Genomic DNA, 21,283 nt, shown 5'->3' on the forward strand with positions numbered 1-21,283 from the left:
CGCATCTGCCTTTCGCACCCTGGGAGCAGGCGTTGAGTACACCGCAGCCGCCCGCCGACGACCAACCGACCAACAGTTCCGACGGCTTTCTGCCCGGTCTGGACCTCGATCCCGAGGCTCTTCAAGGGCGGAGCCGGTCTTCGGCACGCCCGGATGATCCACTGGCGGGAGAGGATGGGACGGCGAGCCCCACCCCGTCGGACGGCGCTGAGCAGGCAGGAGACGTTGACCATGAACCGGTACGGCGAGCAGGCGATGGAGCACTGGAGGCAGAGCCGGCCCCAGGCCTACCGGGAGCTGGAGGACCCCCAGGAGTACTTCACGGACCTGGGGACGCAGATCGAGCAGGAAGTCGAGGCGCGAGCCCGGCAGCTGGCGGGAACGGAGCCGGACGGGGAGGGCTACCTTCAGCGCCTCGGGCGGCTGAACAACGCCCGGCTGGAGGCGGAGGGCGCGGTGCTGCGGGAGAGAGTGCTCCTGGAGGAGGAGCCGGAGCAGGACTAGGACAACTCGCCCGGCCCGGACCGCGTACGGAGCGGGAGCGGGTCGCCGCGAACATCGCGGCCGTGCATGTCGTTCTCCGCCTGCGGGCGGAGAACCGGTCGGCCACCGAGGCCGAGCGGCAGGTGCTCCAGCAGTGGACCGGCTGGGGCGCCACCCCGTACCTGTTCGACGAGCGGAAGAAGTTCGCCTCCGCGTTCGCGGCCGAACGCGCCCATCTGCGGGACATCCTGTCGCCGGACGAGTACGCCAAGGCCCGCTCCTCGACTCTGAACGCGCACTACACCGATCCGGCCTACGCCCGCGTCGTCTGGCAGGCCCTGCGGCAGTTCGGCGTACCGGCCGGTGCGCAACTGAGGGTGCTGGAACCCGGAGTTGGCGCAGGACGCTTTCTTGCCGATGCCCCTGCCGACGCCGCGATAGTCGGCATCGAGGTCGACCCCATCACAGCGGCCGTGGCTCAGGCCCTCTACCCGAGCGCGCAGATCCTCACCGAGTCCTTCGCCGACACCCGGCCACCGGAAGAGGACTTCGATCTTGTCATCGGCAACGTCCCCTTCGGCAAGTACAAGCTCCGCGACCCGAAACACAACCCTGGCCGGCGCCAGTCGATCCACAACCACTTCATCCTCAAGAGCCTGGAACTCACCCGGCCCGGCGGCATCGTCGCCCTGATCACCTCCCGCTACACCCTGGACGGAACCGACGAGGCGCGCGAAGCCCGGGAACAGATGGCCGCAGTCGCTGACCTCCTCGGTGCCGTCCGGCTGCCCAGCAACTCCCACCAGGATGCCGCCGGCACCAACGTGGTGATGGATCTCCTCATCTTCCGGCGCCGCGCGGAAGGCGAGACATCAGCCGGAGCCGACTGGCTGACCGTTGAGCCGACGGTCCTGCCAGGAGCCCGGCCCGGCGTCGCCGCGCAGCCCATCGAGATCAACAACTACTTCGTGCAGCACCCGGAGATGGTGCTCGGCACGCCGAAGGCCGACATCGTCCGATACGGCCCCAAGCTGGTTGTCGAAGGAAATCCGCAGGCCGAAACCGCCCTCCGCACCGCCCTGGACCATGTCGCGCAGCAGGCCCAGGACTCGGGCCGTACGTTCACCGAGCGCCTGGACTTCCAGGGGACCCTGGAGAAGTACGACGGACTGCTGGAACTCGGCCCCGACGGCACCTTCACCGAAATCCGCAACGGCCGCCCCGTCCCGCACGTACCCGCCAAGTCACAGGCCCAGGAGCTGCGCGAGTTGATCGGCCTGCGCGACATCGCGGTCGCCCTGCTGGATGAGGAGTCGGAGAACCACCTCACCACCCCCCGCATGACGCAGCTGCGGGCCGAACTCAACCGCCGCTACGACGCATACGTGACCCGGTTCGGTCCGATCAACCGCTTCAAGGTCAACAACCCTCCCTCCGCCGACGGAACACCGGCCGAGGAAACGGCCGAACGCCGGACCTACCCGCGCATGGGCGGCTTCCGCAACGACCCCTTCGCCCCGTACGTCTTCGCACTGGAGAACTTCGACGAGGACACGCAGACCGCGAAGAAGGCCGACCTGTTCGCCAAGCGGGTCGTCGCCCCGCCCGAGCCCCTCAAGCGCGCGGACAGCCCCGAGGACGCCGCGCTGATCTGCTGGGACCAGCACAACGAGATCCGCCTCGACACGGTGGCCGCTCTCCTCGGCCTGGACAGCGAACAGGCCGCGCGCGAGGCACTGGGCACCCTCGTCTACGACGATCCGGACGGCGGGCTGATCCGCCGCATGGAGTACCTGTCGGGCAACGTCCGCCGCAAGCTCGCGGCAGCCGAGCAGGCAGCGGCCAAGGACCCCAAGTACGCAGTCAACGTCGAAGCGCTGAGCGAGGTCATCCCCAGGGACCTGCAGCCCGCCGAGATCGAAAGCCGGCTCGGCGCCGCCTGGGTCTCCGCTAAATACGTGCAGCAGTTCCTGCGCGAGATCCTCGAAGACGACGACGTCAAGGTCAGCAATCTCGGGGCCCGCTGGAGCGTCAAGGGCGGCGACACAGGCAGTCTGCTGGCCCGCACCGTCTGGGGCACCCAGGCCCGCTCGGCTCAGGCACTGGCCAGCAACCTGCTCAACAACCAGGAAATCCTGGTCACCAAAAAGCTGCCCCCCGACGGGCCGACGGTGACCGACACGAAGGCGACGGCGTTCGCCCTGGCCAAGTCCAAGCAACTCGACGACCGCTTCCGGATGTGGCTCTGGGAGGACCCGGACCGGGCCGAAACCCTGCTGCGCTACTACAACAACCGCTACAACGCGATCGTCCCCCCGAACTACACCGGCGTGCAGATCACCGCCCCCGGCCTGTCCAAGGCCTACACCCTGCACCCCCACCAGAAGGCCGCGGTCGCCCGGATCCGCGCCACCAAAACCGGCGTCGGCCTGTACCACGGCACAGGCGCGGGCAAGACCCTCGAAATGATCGTCGGCGGGATGGAACTGACCCGCCTCGGCCTGGCCAAGAAGCCGGTCTACGCCGTCCCCAAGGGTGTTCTGGGCCAGTTCCAGCGCGAGTTCCTCCAGGCCTACCCCCGCGCCCGGATCCTGGTCGCGGACTCCTCCGACCTCACCGGAGAGCGCCGTCACCAGTTCGTCGCCCGCTGGTCGACCGGCAACTGGGACGCGGTCATCATCAGCCACACCGCGTTCAAGAAGATCCCCATGTCCAAAGCGGCCCGCCTGGACTACATCAGCCAGGAGGTCAAGCGCCTGGAGGCGCACCTCGACAACGCGGACGGCGGCGACAAGTTCACCGTCAAGGACATCGAGAACCAGATCGCCACCTTGAAGGGGCGCATCGAGGACGAGATCAAGACCCCGGGCGACTCCGGGGTGGAGTTCGAGCGGACCGGCTCCACCTACATCTTCTACGACGAAGCCCACACCCTGAAGAACCTGAGGGTGATCTCCTCCATCCGCGAACTCGCCCTCGAAGGCAACCAGATCACCGCGGACATGGACATGAAACTGTCCTACCTGCGCAAGAACTACGGCGGCCGGGTCACGACCCAGGCCACCGCCACGCCGGTGGACAACTCCCCGATGGAGATCCTGACCGCCATCAAGTACCTCGCCCCCGACCTGCTGCGCGACGAGTGGGGCATCGAGGAGGACGACCAGTTCGTCTCCACCTTCATCCAGCCCGTCAACCGGGTCGAGATGAGCCCGGACGGCAACTCCTTCTCCACCCGCGCCCGCTACGCCCGGTACGTCAACCAGACCGAGCTCAAGCGCGTGCTGTTCAGCATCGCGGACGTCAAACTCAAGCGCGATCTCCAGCTCGGCGAACCGGCCATCATCGGCGGGGAGATGCGGATCCTGGAAGCCGAGGCCTCCCCGGAACTACGCACGGTGATGCAGTCGCTCGGCACCCGCATGATGGGCATCCGCCTGGGCGATCCCGCCCTGAAGTACAACCGCAAGGGTCGGCTGGTCGAGGACAACACCCTGTGGATCTCCACCGACGGGCGTCTGGCCTCGCTCGACGTGCGCCTGGTCAACAGGAGCACGACCGAAGCCCAGAAGGTCGACGTCGCCGCCGACGAGCTGTTCCGGCTGTGGCAGCTCCACAAGGACGACGTGTTCTATGACGAGGACGGCAACGAGGAACCCAATCGCGGCAGCCTGCAACTCGCTTTCTGCGACCTTGGTGTGCCGGGCCCCGACAAGGAGTTCGTCTTCTACGAGGCGCTGCGGGAGGCACTGACCGCCCGTGGCATGCCGGGCAGCCTCATCCGCTTCGACCAGGAGGCGAAGAACCCTCAGCAGAAGGCCCGCCTCGACAAGGACGCCCGTGAGGGGCGCGTCGCGGTACTGGTCGGCAGTCGCTCCGGCCTGGGCACGGGACGCAACCTGCAAAAGCGCGTCATCCACGTGATGCAGATCGATCCCACGTGGAAGGCCACGCCGATCATCCAGAGCCTGGGGCGGGGCAAGCGTCAGGGCAACGCTCACAAGGCAATCCACCACACGGCGATCGTCACCAAGAAGTCCTACGACCCGTTCCTGTGGCAGAAGGTCGCCACCAAGCAGGCGTTCGCCGAGGCGATCCTCGACGTCAACGACACCTCGCGCATCCTGGAGGCCGCCGAGGACGGCGACGACGGCCGCATCCCCGCCGGCGTCATGTTCGCCGTCGCCGCGGACAAACCCGAACTCGAACAGCTGGAGCGCGTCGAGGGCCGCCTGGCCAAGCTGCGCCTGGACCAGCAGATGTGGCACGACGAGCAGTTCGCCTACCAGGTCACCGGCGAGCAAGGGCGCCGCCGCGTTCAGGACCTGAAGGCCCGGATGCAGGAGGCCGCCGCCGCCATCGAGCGGCGTACCGACACCCGCGGCGACGCCTTCACGATGACCGTCGAGGGCCACGTCTTCGACGAGCGCAGGGAGGCCGGTGAGGCCCTGGCCCAGCGGCTGGAGCGCCTGGCCCGCGCCTCGGTCGCCACCGGCATGCAGAAGGACGCCGTCGTCGGGGAGCTGGGCGGGTTCCCGGTCGTCGCCGTCACCCAGCGCGCCTTCGACGGCATGTACGTGCAGCTGTACTTCCGGGATGCCCCCGTCGACGAGGTCCGGCTGACCGCGAGCGGTCTGGCCAACCAGGATCGCGTCGGGCTGATCCGCCGTCTGGAGAACACGCTGGACGGCCTGGAATCCGTCCGTTCGAAGGCACAGGAGCACATCGCCCGTATCGAGACGAACATCGAACGGGCCAAGGAACTGGTGGGCAAGCCCTTCCCGCAGCAGGCCGAACTCGACAAGGTCACGGCCGAGCACCGCAAGCTGACCAAGGCGCTCGGCGTGCACAGCGCCGTGGAGGCGGGCGAGCCAGAGGCCCACGACAAGGCGGTCACCGAAGAGGGCACCGACCTCGTCGACGCAGCGGTCCACGACCTCATGGTCATGGCGGGTGGCACGAGTGACGGCTGGGTGGAGGTCGACCCGGCCACCATAACCTCCGACGACCTGAGCGATACCACCCGCGGCTTCCTGGACGCGCTGGCCGACACAGCGAACACCAGGAACGGTCCCACCGCGGCGCCCGCCACCTCCGGGACTGGATCGTCCGCGGGCACCCCCTCGGAGCGAGACCGCGGACCTGACCGCGTGGCGCTGGCACCGTACGCCGACGAAGCCGCCGCCTTGACGGGCGAGGCGGCTGTTCTGGCGGCCTTCGCCGCCTGGCAGGACCTCGACGTCGTCGACGGAATGAGCGGCCGTGGCCAGCAGCTGGCCCGCCAGATGAATGAAGCTGGGATCGCGCTGGCCGAGGCACTGGAGCAGGAGCGCGCGAGCGCCCCTGGAGAGTCAGGACCGGGGGGCGATCCGTGGGCTCTGGGCCTGTGCCGAGAACTGGCGCGCACCAGTGAGGAGTTCCTTGCCTTCCTCGACTCGCCCAGCTTCAGGCTCAACGAAGCTGGACGCGCGATGCGGGACCGTGCTGAGCAGGTGGCGAGGGCCGCCATCGGGCACACCCATCGGGCCGCACCACTGACAGATCGGCGACGCCCGGACCCGCCGACACCGGCAGGTTCTTCTCCCGCACGCCCGTCGGAGCCCACATCGAGCGGACCGTTCGACCCGGACCGCTGGTACCAGCACACGATGCTCGGCGGGACGCTCAGCGACTCACGCGGCACGTTCCTCAACGACATCGTGCAGCAGCTCGGCCAAGACGGGTCGGACGTCACCATCGCACCAGACCCCACGGGCACGGTGGTGGTCACTGGTCCCCTCGGGTCGGTGACGATCACACCGCTCACCGAGGAGATCCCCGCCAGCGTCGCTGCGTACGAGGACGCCATCGAGCGGCTCCTCCAGGATGCCCAGCACGCTCTTCGCGCCAACGGTCAGCAAGCCGGTGATCTGTTCGACGACTGGCTGAGCGCCCAACTCCACGGCGCGGCCCAGAATTTGAGGGAGGCCCTGGCGGACGATGAAGCAGCTGCGTTCCGGCAGGCGATGCGGGTGCGCTTCTATGCGATCTCCCCATGGGCGCACCCGGACACGACAGACCGTCCCCAGCCTGCCTCCCGATCTCGGCAGGAAGACGCGGCCGACGAAACCGATGCTCCACAGCGGTCCCGCGAGCACGCGCCGGAACAGACCTCCGGTCGCGCCATATCCGTGCCTGTGGCCGAGCCGGTCAAGGAGCCGTCTGCCGGAGGAGGCGACCGTTCAGACGGGGAGCATCCGGCAGACACCTCCCGCACAGCACAGGAATCTCCCGACATCGAAGATCTCGTGGAGTCAGTGCCGACGACGACATCCCATGCCGCCACCGAGCGAGCCTGGAGCGTTCCGACTACGCCCTACACCGACCGGTCCGAATACTGGAGCGCCGAGGAAGCGGCACTGACCGCCTACCGCCGCTGGGCCAGGGACCATGCCCGACGTCTGGCCGCGGGCGAGCGGGAGCAGGCTCTGACCTCGGCGGCCGACACCGCGATCGCCTCCAGCCGAACGGGCCGGATGGCCCGCCTGCTCGGCATGGATGTGGCACCCGAGTGGACGCACCTTCAGCACCTCGCCGACCAATGCCGCGCCGTGGTCGAACAGTGGGAGCGTGAAGACGGCCGGAGCACGGAGGGGAATTGGGAGGTCTTCACCGGCCTGCGCGATCACGCCTCGCGGTACCGCAGCACTGTCGAGGACCCCACCAGCGACGCCTACCGGCACTGGGCGGGCTCTGCGGAACCCCTCACGCTCGGCGAAGACGCCGTGGAATTCATCCCCGGCATCCTTCCGTGGGATCAGTACGTCGTCACAGGCCCCCGAGGCCTGCGCACCGGCCCGGTCAGTGGCCGTGAACTCGCAGCCGGCCTTGCGCAACTCACCGCCGACGGCACCGGGGTTGAAGAGACCCCGGACGGGCTCGTGGTCTTTGGGCCCGACGAAGTCCAGTTCTCCGTGCAGCTGGCCGCAGCACAGCCGAGTACTCCCGTGCCTGCGCCCACCTCGACGACCGCACCAGCACCCGACCCGGTGTCGAGCGCCGTCCCCTCACCGGAGCCGGATCCGGCAAGCGAGCCACAGGACGAGCCTCCCGTAACCGCGGCGTCCGCCGCCCCGCTGGCCAGTGCGGGGGGTGATGGCCTCGTCTCGACAGGGCCCCAGGTGGCAAGCCTCGCCATCGTCCTCGGAGGCTACGCGGACGCCGCGGAACTGGTGGGCGGACGCCGCTACGTCGCCATGGCCGCCGAGCAGCTCCGGCGGGTCCTTGCACAACATGAGGGCGACCCCCAGGGGACGACACCGGCCCACCAGCAAGCCGCCGCGGCAGCCACCGCGGTCATCGAGAGTGAACCGGCCACGCCCGCGGACGTGTTCAGCCTCTACGACCGTCTCGCCGAGACCGCCGTACAACTCGCAGACGACCCCCGCTACGAGGTGAGCACGGCCGCCCAGAAGGCCGCCCAGTACACGGAGCGCCACCTGGCCCGTATGCAGGCGCGACGAAACGACCTCGCCGACCTGTTCCTGGACGCTGCCGACCTCGACGAGGACCACACCGCGGTCCTCGATCACCACGATCCGCTCCAGCTGACAGCTCCCTGGTACCAGGACAGTGCCGAGATCGGGCGGGCACTCACTGAGATCTTCGACACCTTCCCGAAGTGGCCGCACGCCTACGACGACCACGGCGGACCGTACTCGGACCAACTGCGCGGAGCCATGCTCCTGCTGCGCCGGCCGCACGACACGGTCGCCTCAGCGCTCACCGACTGGATGCAGGTCACCTCCTACGCGCTCGGCGCCGCGCAGGAGGCCGAGGACGGAGTCAGCCAGTACACCCTGCGTGACCTCGCCCGCAAGACCTTCCAACACCACCAGCGCCTCGCAGCCCACGAGTTGGGCCTGGAGCGGCCCCCGTACGAGGATTCCGATGCGTTCGTCGGCGGCGCCAACAAAGCCGAATCCGCGTGGAACTGGTGGATGGCGACCGACACCGCCAAGGCGTTGCTCGACACGCCCGAAGGGTCCGCCGCGCGCGCGGCCCTCGACGCGGTCCGGGACACCCGGTATGCCGCCGATTTCGTCACCCTGGCCGCCGAGACCCTGGACGAGGTCAACCGGCGCGTGACGGCGACGGCGCACGCAGCGTACGACCTGGTGCTGAGCCTGGCCCCGAGCGACTACCGCCATCCCGATGACGCCAAGCGGCTGGGCGACCTCGTCCGCCACTCGTACGAGCACGCAGTCGCCTGCCGGACCTCCAACGCCCACCCGGAGACCGTCGCTGCCGTGCGGACCGGCGTGGTCCAGCGCCGCCGGCGGCTCGAAGCGGAACGCGGCCCCGCCCCCGAACCGCAGCCGGCCACTGCGTCGACCGCCGCCCTGGAGATCGAGCACCACTACCGCGGCACCGTGGTCCGCGGCACCACTGCGGAGGACGCCGACGCTCCGGTACGTGGTGTCCTGGACGGCCTCAAGTTCAAGTGGAGCCGAAACAAGGGCTTCTGGTACCTGAAGCGGAACCTGAGCCAGGCCACACGCGATGTCCGCGTACGGAAGCTGACCGCTGAGCTGACCCGCATGGGGCGCCCCTACCGGATGGTCGAGGAGCCCGGGCAGGAAACGGCCCCCGAGATCGTCATTCCCGTCGGCGAGCCGTACACGTCGAAAGAGGAAGCCCAGCACGACTTCTGGGAGATGTACGGCGCGCTGTCGGGGCTCAAGGAAACCCCAGCGGGCCGCCGCCTGATCGGACGGGGACTCACCGACACGGGCGTGCAGACACGACCGGATGGCCAAGCCGTCTGGCTGGCCATGGAGGAACTGTGCGACGGGCCAGTGGGCCGGGTCAGCGACCCGTTCACCCATCCGGCCGCCACCGTGGTCGAACGCTGCACCCAGCTCGCCCACGCCGTCCTGATCCTCGCCCACAACCTGGAGGAGGAGCGCTACCGGGCGCCCGTGGTGATGGCCCGATTCCGCACCATGAAGCAGCACGCCGTGCAGTTGGCCTCCCGCATCACCGCCACCGCCCAACAGTCAGCCGACTGGCAGGAGATGTTCGGGACCCCCGCCCTCCCACCGGCGCAGAGCACGGATGAACCTCCGGAACCGGTAGGAGAGGAGCTTGCCCCGGGGACCGACGTCCTGCCTCAGCCTGATGGGCTGGAGAGCGAGCCGTCCCTCCTGCCGATCGCCGAGGAAGGCGCCACCCCGGGCTCCGAAGACGAGGCCGTACCCCGTCCGGAGCCGGCATCACAGCAGCGCATCGAGATCACCCTGGCGGCCAGGAGCGCCGCCGGCCACCTACTGGTCAACGTCGCGCTCCCCGCAGACCGCGGCAGCGCCCAAGAGGTTCCCGACCTGCGCAGCGCCGACGTTCCCGGCCTGGTCCTGCCCGCCCACACCGCACTACCCCTCCTGGTCCGCCCGGTGAAACTGTCCGACGCACTCGTGTCCGACGAGGAAGTCGAGGCCTGGCTCGACGAACATCTCCCAGCCGGTCCGATAGCACCGGCGTGGAACTCTCCCGCCGTACGAGCGGTGATCCAGCAGACGGTCCGCGACGCCCTGCGCGACTCCATGGCCCCCGACCCCGAAGATGTCGCGGCCTGGCTGGTGAACACCGCGAGCGAGAACCCGGCGCTGATCCAGGCCGCCCACGCCAACCAACAGGCCGACTTCCTGCCCATCTTCGCGACCGCCGCCGACCAACTGATCGCGGACGGCGGCTCGGAACACCTGCTGTGGACCTACCTCAAGGAAGACGGACGCCGCGACGTCCTCCAGCTGGCAGCCCCTCGCGCCCACCGCGAGCTGCGCCAACAGGCCTTGGAACCCGTGCCGCCGGAGCCGAGCCCCTCGGTCCCAGAGGAGCAGCCAGCCGATTCGCCCGATGTCAACGAGAGCGAACGAGAGCGCAAGCGCGCCGAGTTCCAGGCAGAAAACACCCGCTGGGCCACGGAGATGCGCGAGGACGCCCGGCAACGAGCGGTACGAGCGGCCCTCGCCGACGACCACTTGCGGGCGCTGCTTACGGACGGGCGCTCACGCGAGGAAGCCCGCCAGCTGTTCACAGACTGGCTCATCCATGCCGACCTGTCGGCCACGGGCACGGAAGGCGACCGGTTCCGGGACTCGTTCCGCCACACCCGTCAGGGGGTCGAGGAACAGTATGCGAACGTCGCCTTCTACGAGGTGTACGAGACCGTGTCCGCAGCACACCCCGGTCAACCCGCTGAGGCCGACACGACGACGGTCGAATCCTCGAAGCCCTCCGCCGTGAGCACACATGACACGACCACTGCGCCGCACAACAGCAACACCGCCCAGTCCCCGGAACAGGCGGGGAGCGACGTCTCTGCCGACGCGGACATGGCCCCCTACAGCGTGGAGACGATGCTGGAGGCCGTGGACCGGCTCAACGTGCTGTTCGGGCAGGTGGACGAGGCACTTCCGGCAGCGCTGAAACCCGAGGGGCCGCCTGGACCGGCTTCCGGAGCCCCGGACTCGTGGTTCAAGGGGCCGGCCTCCGTCGAGATCCCGGACGGATTCGCCCCGTACACCAACGACCGTGCCGTCCTGAAGCCCGGCGACGTGGTGCGCGAAGGGTTCAAGCGCTGGCCCAATTCCAGGAGGCTGTCGTACCGCACCCTCGTCATCACCACGAGCTCGTGTGACCGCGACGGCTACTACTACGCCGCGCCGAGCACACGCATAAACCCGCGCGAGATCGTCGCTGTTCCGGCGGACTCCCGTCTGCTGACCGACGCCGAAGCAGACACGCACACCCTGCGCTGGGAGTTCGGCATGCGCTGGAACGGGGCGGGGGCGATCGGGCGAGCCGCTGTCCGGCGGAGCCGGCCCTTCCTCGAAGCGGTGGATGCCTACCGGTTGGCCTTCGCCGCTGCTGGAGCCCTGGCACGCGAACTGGACCGTACCCAAGCGCCACAACACGCCCGCGACCTGCTGTCCTCCCTGCTCACGCAGACCGAGCAGCACCTCATACGGCTGTCGCTGACTCACCAGATGGCCGAGCGGGCCGAGGAGCCCGAGCCGGACCCGCAGGCGCTGGAGCACCAGGCCACCCGGAAAGCCCCACCAGCTGCTCAAGCCGCCGTGCCTGCTGATGCCCCGGCTCAACAGCACACTGACGTTGAGCAGATCATCGCCGACAGCCTGGAGCGCCACCACCATCGAGCCCGGGAGCAGGCAGTACGGGCCGCCCTGACGAGCGCGCGTGTCGGCCTGTGGTTCGCCGAGGCGCCAGACGGGAAGACTCTGCGAGCCCACCTCCTCGACTGGCTGAACTGGGCGGACATCGGAGATCCGAACGGCACCGAGGACCAGTGGCAGGACTGGTTCCACGCCAGCCCGCAGGGCGCGCAGGAAGAAGTCGCTGAGCAAGCGATCGCCGACATTCATGCCGCACTGATCGCGGCGGCAGAACCGGAAGACGCTGTTCCCAGCTCACCGGCGACAGATCCCGAACACGGTGTGAAGGCTGCGGAGTCGGCCGAGGCCAGCAACCTTCTGACCCCACAGCATCTTGACGAGCTACCCCGCCACGACGGTCGGCACGGTGACCAGGACGCCCGTCTGGCCATCCTCACGACGCTCACTTTCCGCGACGGTCAAGTCCATGACGCCCTGCTCCTGCTGCAGTCGGTCGAGGTGGAGGAGGACACCGGAGAAGACCCGATCATCCGTGGCGCTCAAATCGTTCCGGCGAACGGGCCGGTGTCCACCAGCCTCAACGGCCGATACAGGCCTGCTGACCTGCTGGCCATGCCCGGCTCCCGGGTACTGCCGCTCGCCCTTCCGATCACTTGGACAGCAGTCGAGGCGTTGGCGGCGTTGCCCCATGACAAGGCCCTGGAACAGCTGCGCTCGATGCAACATCTGCTCCCGACCCAGAGGGTCGCGAAGGGCGCCCGGCCAGCACCGCGCCCGGAAGCCGCTCCTCGGGCAGCAGTAGCTCCCAGTACGCAAGGGGATCACAACGAGCCCGTCGCCACACTGCCCGTCGTGGCGGACGAGTTCTCGATTCTCTTCGCCGCGGACAGGGACTTGCTGCGTACAAGGCAGACCCCCGAAGGGCGACGGGACCCCGCAGTCATCCACCTGGGCGGGACCGACGGCCAGTCTGGCGTCCTCGCGGACCCGTCCACCGTGAGTCGACTGATCGACGAAAGCGCTCTGAAACTCGGCCCAGGGCAGGCCGTTGTCCTTGCGCCGGAGGGGCGGCGACGGCTGCGGGACGCCAGGCTGGCCGAACGCCCACTGACCGCTGTGGGTGACCGTGTCCTGAACATCTCCACCGGAAGCACGGGCATTGTCTGCGGCTATGTCATGAGTGTGGGCGGGCAGTCCGCGGCTGTCCTGGCTGACCGCGAGGGGTGGCCGCAGGGGGTGCCCACCACCGCCTACCCGCAGTACCTGACGGTGCTGGAGCCCGGCGTCGTGGATCCGGGGGACGCTGCGGAGCTGTACCGCACCTTGGCCTGGGGGCATCAGCCCGAGCCGAATCCGAAGTCGCCGCCCGAAGAGGCCGCGCCGGCCGAGCCAGGGACGGGCGGTACACAGCACCTATTGAGCGCATCGACTGAGGTGCTGACCCGTGACCACCTTCGTGACCTGCCGCGCTATTCGACACGCCCCCCGATCGACGCGGAGATTCAGTTCGGGGTCGTGGTCACGCTCTCCTTCGCCAACGGCGAGATACCCGACGCTGTTCTCCTCCTCCAGGCCGCCGAGGAGGACCCGCAGCATGGCGACATCCTGCACGGCGTTCTGATCGCGCCCGACAGCAACCTCTCCCTGACGTCCAGGACCGGATACACGATCTTCCCGCGCGACCTGCTGCATCGAACGGACGCCCGACTTCTCCCCCTTGAGGAAGGCCTGGCCTGGGGCCAGATCGAGGAACTCGTCCGGTTGCCCTACGCCCAGGCCCTGGACCGGCTGCCGTTGGCCGCTGCGATCGAGGCCTCCGCCAGTTTGCCCGCTAGGGATCTACACGAGCCGGCCCGCCCCCCGAAAGCGGACACAGAGCCTCTAAAGGACCTGATAGGCGCCTTCGGGGACCGGGTCTCCATCGGTCACATCGGTCCGGACAACCGTCGGCAAGGAGAGCCAAGCCCATCAGTTTCTGAGCAGGACGCTGCACACGCGTCGACGTCTTCGGCCGCAGCTGACGAGGAGCAACAGGAGGACACCGTGGCGGCGACCGAGCCGGAGACCAAGGCTCCCGGCCCCTGGACGAGCCGGATCAAGATCGTCAGCGATGCGACCGGTACCTACGTCAGCGGCACGACCGGCGCCCCGCAGGAGGACGGTCTCCGCGAACTGCTGAAGCGGGACAAGAACTTCAAGTACGAGAAGGGCCGCTGGCGCTACTCCGGCATGCGCGGGCAGAAGGAGCAGGTCCTGGACGAGGTCCGGGCCTTCCTCGCGGCCAGGGACGCTCAGGAGAGCACGGTCGCCACCGTGGCCGGCGGCAAGTACCCGCCCACGGCCCAGCAGCAGGCGATCATCACCGCGGCCGTGGAGGGCAAGCACGTTGCGGTGCAGGCCCTCGCGGGCACCGGCAAGACGTCCACGCTCGTGATGATCGCTGCGCAGATGCTGGAGCGGCGCATCGGCTACATCGCCTTCAACCGGGCCATCGCCGACGAAGCGGGCCAGAAATTCGGCCGCAATGTCACCGCCCGCACCAGCCACTCCTTCGCCCTTCAGGATCTGCGCAACACCCCCTACCGGCAGAAGGTCTCCACCGCTGGCCGCAACTCGGGAGCCCGCCGCCCCAAGGACGTCGCAGCTGCACTCGGCATCACCGCCGAGCTACGCGTCGCTGACCGCGAGGGCAACGTTCAGCACGTCAGGCCCGAGGAGATCGCCAAGATCGTGATGGGCGCCGTCCGCCGCTACCGCCAGAGCGCCGACGCCGAACTCGGGCGTCAGCACCTGGGGGAGAAATGGGCGCATGTCCCCGCCGCGCGCACCTTGCTGGACTACGCCCGCAGGGCCTGGGCGGACATCGCGGACCCGAACAGCAACAAGATCGTCTTCGATCACGACGACTACCTCAAGATCTGGGCTCTGGGGAACCCGCGTCTGAACTTCGACACGATCTTCTTCGACGAGGCGCAGGACATCAACCCGGTGCTGAAGAAGGTGATCCAGGACCAGGACGCCCAGATCATCGTCGTCGGAGACAGCAACCAAGCGATTTACGAGTTCCGCGGCGCGGTCGACGCCCTGAAGGACTGGCCGGCCGACGTGGTCCTGCCCTTGACGCAGAGCTGGCGGTTCGGCCCCGCCGTCGCCGAGGTGGGCAACGCGTACCTCGCCCTCCTGGAGTCCGACCTCCGGCTGGAAGGAGCGCCCACCCTCGACACGGTCCTGGGCACCGTCGAAGAACCCGATGCGATCCTGACCTACACCAACGTCGGTGCCATCTCCGCGGTGTTCGCGGGATTCGAGGCCGGCAAGCGCGTGGCCCTCGTCGGCGGCGGCCGGGACATCGAGGACATCGCCCGGGCCGCCCGCGATCTGCAACAGGGCCGTCGTACCGCGCATCCTGAGCTGTCGGCGTTCGAGAACTGGAGCGAGGTCAAGGAGTACGCGGAATCCGACGAGGACGCGCAGACCCTGCAGACCTTCGTACGGCTCGTCGACCGCTACACGCCCCAGGGCCTGCTCAACATGATCCGCGACCTGGTCCCGGAGGAAGCACGGGCCGAGGAGACCCGCCCGGAGCTGGTCGTCTCCACCGCCCACAAGTCCAAGGGCCGCGAATGGGACCAGGTCCAGGTCTGGAGCGACTTCCCCCAGCCCAAGGAGGACACCAAGACCGGTGAACTCCTGCTGCCCGCACAGGACAAGCTGCGCCTGGCTTACGTGACGGTGACCCGGGCCAGGCAACGCCTCGACATCGGCTCCCTCGGCTGGATCCACTCCGTCGGCTCCCTCGCGGACGTCCACCCGGTCGAGATCACTGCCGCCCCGGCCCCCGAGCAGGCCGCCCCCGCTCCCGCCACCGCCGCTGTCGAGCCCGCCGCCGTCCCCGAACCACCCCTGCCCTCCGTGTCCATCGGGGCGTTGGAGACCGCGCCACCGACCGATGTCCCTCAGGACCAGCCGGACCGTACGGTCACCAAGCCGACAGCGGAAGAGACCCCCACCCCGGCGCCCCGGCCTGCTGCGGAGCCCGCAACCCCCGCGCCGACCGACGACACCGCGACCACGACGGAACCGGACACCCCGCCGACTCCCCAGGCAGAAACCGGCCCCGAGGAGCAGCCCGCGACGACCGCCCCCACCTTGCAGGACCCGGGCGAACCGCTCACCGGAGCCGACCAGCCGTCCCTCTTCGCCGGCCAGGAAAACAGCAGCCCTGCACACGAGCAGACAACCATCCCTGCCGCCACACCAGACACCGACCCGGATGTCGCCCCCTTGCCCTGGGACGACCAGAAGATCAAAAAGCGCGGAACTGCCGGAATCCGCCGCGGGCAGAAGAACGAGATTCCCAACCTCGCCCGCGAGATGCGCGAGGCCCTCGGTGAAAACCAGGTCCGCGACGTCTGGGAAATGGACCATCCCTGGGCCCAGTTCGAGGAGAACCTCCGCCACACCCAAAGCGAGCGCGGGGAGCCGGACTCCGCCCTCAACATCCTGGTGACGGAGGCCGCCGCACAACTACGCATCCAGATCGACCAGCTCGCCGCCCAAGCCTTCAACTCCTTTGAGACCATGGTCCAGGCCCACGCTGACTCGCCGGATCGACTCGCCGAACTCGACACGCAGCTCGCCGACGCGCACCGGCTGCCGGAGCTCACCGACCCGCTCGTCCGTCAGGCCTTGATCGTCTGCCTGGAGGCCGTGGACGGAATCGAGCGCACCGCGCGCAGTCGCAAGGTCAGGGCCGCCGTCGCGCGTGACGCCCTGGAACAGGTCGTGGGACTGGCCGGCACTTCGTACAGCCCCGATGGCCAGCAGATCTGGCCGAACGTCGACGCGGCTCTGGCCCCGGTCAAGGTGCAGGTGGACCGGGCCCGTGAACGTATCGCCGAGTTGTCCAACTCGACGGTCACCGAGCAGTACGCCCGCCTTCGTGCCCTCATCGCCGACCACGAGGCGCAGCCGACTGAGGAGCTCCAGACCGAGAACGCACCGGCACCTGTCACCGAGGTCGCCGACAACACTGGCGCGCCTCCGGCCCCCGCCGAGCAAGAGGAGCACGCGCCCGAGCCGCTGGGTGACCGGGACATCGCCGAGGCGCTGGGCAAGATGAGCCCGTGGGACTTCGGAAAATTGATCTTCGAAATGGACCAGAAGAGGAGGGCGAGCCCGCAACTGTACGAGGGCTGGTTTAGCTTGCCGTCGGAGCCTGGTTACAACGAGGCGGGCAACGAGTTTGGCAGTGTCTACTCCCGAGGCGGCGCCATCGAGATCGAGGTCAAGACCTCTGGCGACACCGCGACGACGATCCGCGCCGGACGGCTGACCCTGGCCAAGGTCCTTGCATGGCTCCGTCCGGCTCTGCCGCCGGAACGGCGTCAGCTGGTGGCGGCAGCATGGCGAACCAGGAACGCCCTGTCCCGCAGTGAGCAGGGCTTCGAGGTCATTGGTGAGTCGGGCCGCTGGAAGGCAGCCGACAATGAGCTATGGCGCATCAGCGTCGGCACCAGGGCGACCGTGATCAAGGAAGCCCTGGAGGCTCACCTCACGGGTACTGCGGACGAGCGAGTCGCCCGGATCCGGGCCGCCGAGAACTGGGAACAGGGGCAGATGCTGCCGATCGACTTCGGCGGCATGGAGGACTCCTTCGCCGACATTGCCACGCTGGAGCGGGTGAACGCGCTCAGGGCAGTGCTGCCCGACCGACGCAACGGCGTCCGGCGCCTCGGCGAGGTCGAGCCGGGCGACTGCCTCACCGGGGTGTCCGAGGAACGGCTTCCCTTCATCGTTCGCGAGCGCCCGGTGGTCAGTGACGACACCGGAGTCTCCCTCGTGGGAGAGCTGGTCGTCGGGCCGGGGGAGTCGCGCCCGTACACGTGGGAAACCGGTCGCCACCCGGACGACCATGTCGAGCCGCTGCTGCTGCCGCAGTCACTGGCCGGGCTCGTCGACCTTCCCGCAGACTCACCCCGCCCCGCATCGCCCGCTCCCACCGGCCAGGCGACGGCACCCGACGCGCCCCCCGCCACGGAACTCGTGCCGGAGACCGCGCCCCCCGCGGTCGGAGCGCCAGCTACCGAGCACACCGCCGCAACCCCGCCCGAAGACAACACGCACCGCGCCGCCGAGCCTCAGCCCGAGGCGCCGGCGGCGGCCGAGGCCGCCCCTCCCGCATCCAGCGCCAACACCGGGGCGCGGCATCTGCCGTACGAGACCCCAGCAGCCCTCCTCAACGATCTTTATGCCACGGAAAGTAGGTACGAGGCCTGGGCCAACTCGGCCACGGGCCAGCTGCTGCTGTCGGAGGCCCAGGAACTCCAGGAGGAGACCGGAGTCACAGACCCCAACGAGGCGGCACGTATCCAGACGGCCTTCCGCAAGCTGGTCCGCACCTCCGACACCACGCACTCCTCGGCCGACGCCGTCCTGCGCGCCTGCCGGGACCTGCACACGACCGTTGCCGAAGCCGGGCGTTCTCTGGCCGCACGCACGGCGTTCGTGTCCGAGGACGATCGGCTTCTCCTCCTCGCGGTGTACTCCCAGGCTCAGGAGCAGGTGGCGCGTCTGGAGGTCACCGAGAACGTGCAGACGCTGTTCGACAGGGCGCACGAGGGGGCCATGCCGTTCTCCCGCCTCAAGGCGACTCGTCTGGTCCGGCGGCCTGCGGCCTCCGAAACTCCCGAGCCCGCACCAACGCAGGAACAGCGTGCGGTCGAGCCGCAGACGACTGCTGCCGCACCGCTTCCGCAAGCCGACACCGCCGCCGAGAGCGCCGAGCCGGAGCGCGTGCCGCTCGAAACCAACGCGCCGCACATGGAGATCGTCGAGCTGCCCGAAGTGCTGGAGGAGAGCACTCCGGAGCCCGCTCCTGCGGCTGAGGCAGACCATCTGGTGGCCGGGCCTGCGCCGAGCGAGCCGGCCGTCGGGGACGACGGCTTCGATTTCTGGACGGACGTGATCGGCGACGACCTCGTCGTGGACGGGGTCGTCTACAGCCGCAGCGCATGGGAGCCGGACCCGGAGGACGGCGTTCGTCGCCGCAGGGACGAGGACGACGAGCCCGTCTCCGCCGAGGAACTGGCCGGATTTGAACTCGACGAGGCCTACGAGGCCTTGATCAGGGAGGCACACATGGCTGCGACCGAGGCAGTCCAGGGACAGCCGGAGGTTGCGCAGCCTGACGTTCCCGGGCAGGACGATTTCGACCGGCACTTCGAGGACATCGTCGCCCTGCTGCGGGGCGCCGAACCCCCGGCTGGGACACAGGCGCCCATGCCGAGGCCGCTGTTCAGCGCCGAAGACGAACAGCACCTGCGCGAGCAGTACGCGGCCACTCGGCAAGCGCTGTCCGGGATTCTCACCAGCATTGACGCAGACCCGATCCTGCCGGTGGCTGAAGACCCTGCGGTCGAGGCAGGTGACGCCGCAGCTCTCGAAGCGGCGATGAGCAACGCCCAGGCCGAGGCGGGCTATTACTGGGGTACTCCCGAATGGGCGATGATCCGCTCGATCGGCCAGGCAGGACAGCAGCTGCGCGGCTCCGTCCGGGAGGCGTTGCTGACGTATGCGGAGACCACGCTCGGTGACATCCGCGCGCACGGCATCAACCGCACGATCGAGGCCCGCACGGCACGCGCGATCTCTCACGGGGCGATGCTGCTGGCGCGTCGCCTGGAACGGTCCGGTCAGCGTGACTCGCGCGGCTGGCGGGCGATATGGGGTCTACACCGGGCCGCCGCGACCCGCGCGGACCGTCTGACGGGGTTGCTCCCCGCCGGCCAGCGGACCGACCTCGCCGACCAGCTGAGCCGTGCCTGGCAGTGGTTCAGCGAAAGGCTCTCCGCCCGCTCCCAGGACACGGGGAGCAGTACGGGGGACACGGGGAACGGCTCGGCCAGCGATGAGCCGGGACGCATCCGCGCGATGCTGGCGAACGGTATCGAGTCGATCGGCCGCATCTACGGTGCGGTTTCGGAGCGGCTCGGGAACCTGGCGCAGCATCCCGCATGGCAACGGATCGCCTCCGTGTGGTCCGCCGTACGCAATTTCGTACGCCGCGGTTGGCTCGGCGTGGGCCGCTTCATGGCGGACCGTCAAACCATGGGCACCGGGCGGGCGTTGTGGCTCCGGACACTGGAGATCATCTCTTCCGGCGCGCAGGCGTTGATCAACCGGCTGGCCGCGAACGGCGGCCGGGACGGCTTGCGGTGGAACCTGCTGCGGGTCCTGCGCCACACTGCCGAAGACCACATCAGCCATCTTCACGGCCACCTCCCTGAGGACGTGAACACTCCACTCGGCACCTACGAGTCCGCCGTCGACGAGCCGGCTGAGCAGACGCCCGCGGCGGCCGAGGGGACGGCACCGCACGAGCCCGCGTCGGAGGGGCCCTCCGCTGAAGGGGCCGAGTCGCCGCCCGGTGACGAGAACCCGGTCGAGAACTCAGACCTGTTCCGCGCGGTCGTGCTGCAAGTGGCGGCGCGGGACTACACCCTGGCCCTGGACCTGAGCCACGACTACGGCGTCTCGGCAGCCGACGCCGACATACTGCTGGCCCGCATGGAGGAACTCGGCGTCGTCGGACCTCAAGGCGAGTTTGGCGTCCGGGAAGTCCTGGTCACGCCCGGTGAAGCCGAAAGCCTCCTGGACGCGAGCCCGGCAGCCGACCGTCCCGCGCCACGCTGGCAGCCGGTCAACGAAGCGCTGACCCCGGCCTGGTTCGACGAGGTCAGGACCGCCGTACGAAGCGACGTACAGCGCGATCGCGGGCTGTCTCGCCGGGACTTGATGAGTCTGCTCAACCACGAGAACACGCGGCCGGGCAACCGGGGCGAAGCCGGCTTGCGCGCGAACGAGTCAGTGGATCTCTTCCTTCAGGGCCGGGGCGCAGAAGTCCCGCAGCACCTGGCGGGCGAGGGCTTCGCCTACGTACGCGGAGAGGCGAACAGGGACTGGGCGCTGCGCGAGGCAACGTCCCCCGCGGTCTCGCCGTCGGCTGCGAGCGCACCGGCGGAGGAAGGCCAACAGGCCGCTGCCGGGCCGGGACTGCCGCGTCGGCGTCGTCCGACGCCGACGGACGGTCCGTCGAGGATCGAGCGTGCGGCTGCGGGACCGCGGCGGCAGCCTGCCCCGACAGCCGGGCAGAACCTGGCGGTCGGGGCAGGCGCCTTCGAGGTTCAGGCGCAACGCATGCAGGACCGCGCCGACTTCGCCCGGGCCGCCGCGACCAGCCCGGCCGAGGAGCGAGCAGCCGCAGTTCTGCAGACCATCGCGGCCAACTCGCGGGCCACCGCCGACCGCATCGCCGGAGCGGCGACGCCCGACGGAGAACCGCTGGCTTCGCCGCCCCCCGCGCTCACCGCGGAGGCGTTCCTGGCGGCGCTCAGGACCACGGCCCAGGCGCGGGGGGCGCAGATCCCCGATGACCTGCTGGCCAGCGCCATGGAGGCGGCCCAGGAGGCGGTCGCCGCGGCGGCGCCGAGTCCCGTGGGATCCGCCGCAGCAGGGTCCCGCCCGATACGCCGGGGACAGGCGGAACGAGAGCAGGCCGAGCACCGGCTTCCCGGGCAGCACAGCGCCCCGGGCGGCGTCGGCCGCAGGTAGGCGCGACGATGCTC

At 69.2% G+C, this 21,283-nt stretch carries 2 protein-coding genes; both read left to right on the forward strand.

Going from position 1 to position 21,283, the window contains the following annotated elements; all coding sequences use genetic code 11:
• The first annotated feature begins 231 nt into the window (after nucleotides 1-231).
• Entirely contained in the window at nucleotides 232-504 is a 273-nt protein-coding gene (locus ABZ928_RS41400; protein WP_361530933.1) for a hypothetical protein, read from the forward strand.
• A gap of 62 nt (nucleotides 505-566) precedes the next feature.
• On the forward strand, nucleotides 567-21,269 hold the full coding sequence (locus ABZ928_RS41405) for a UvrD-helicase domain-containing protein (RefSeq protein WP_361530935.1): 20,703 nt from the start codon (nucleotides 567-569) through the stop codon (nucleotides 21,267-21,269).
• Nucleotides 21,270-21,283: the final 14 nt, after the last annotated feature.

Source organism: Streptomyces sp. NPDC046909, assembly GCF_040644695.1.
GTDB lineage: Bacteria > Actinomycetota > Actinomycetes > Streptomycetales > Streptomycetaceae > Streptomyces.

What these genes read in the sequence shown, in the direction of transcription:
- ABZ928_RS41400 (WP_361530933.1), top strand. Translation starts at nt 232, where the DNA reads ATGAACCGGTACGGCGAGCAGGCGATGGAGCACTGGAGGCAGAGCCGG.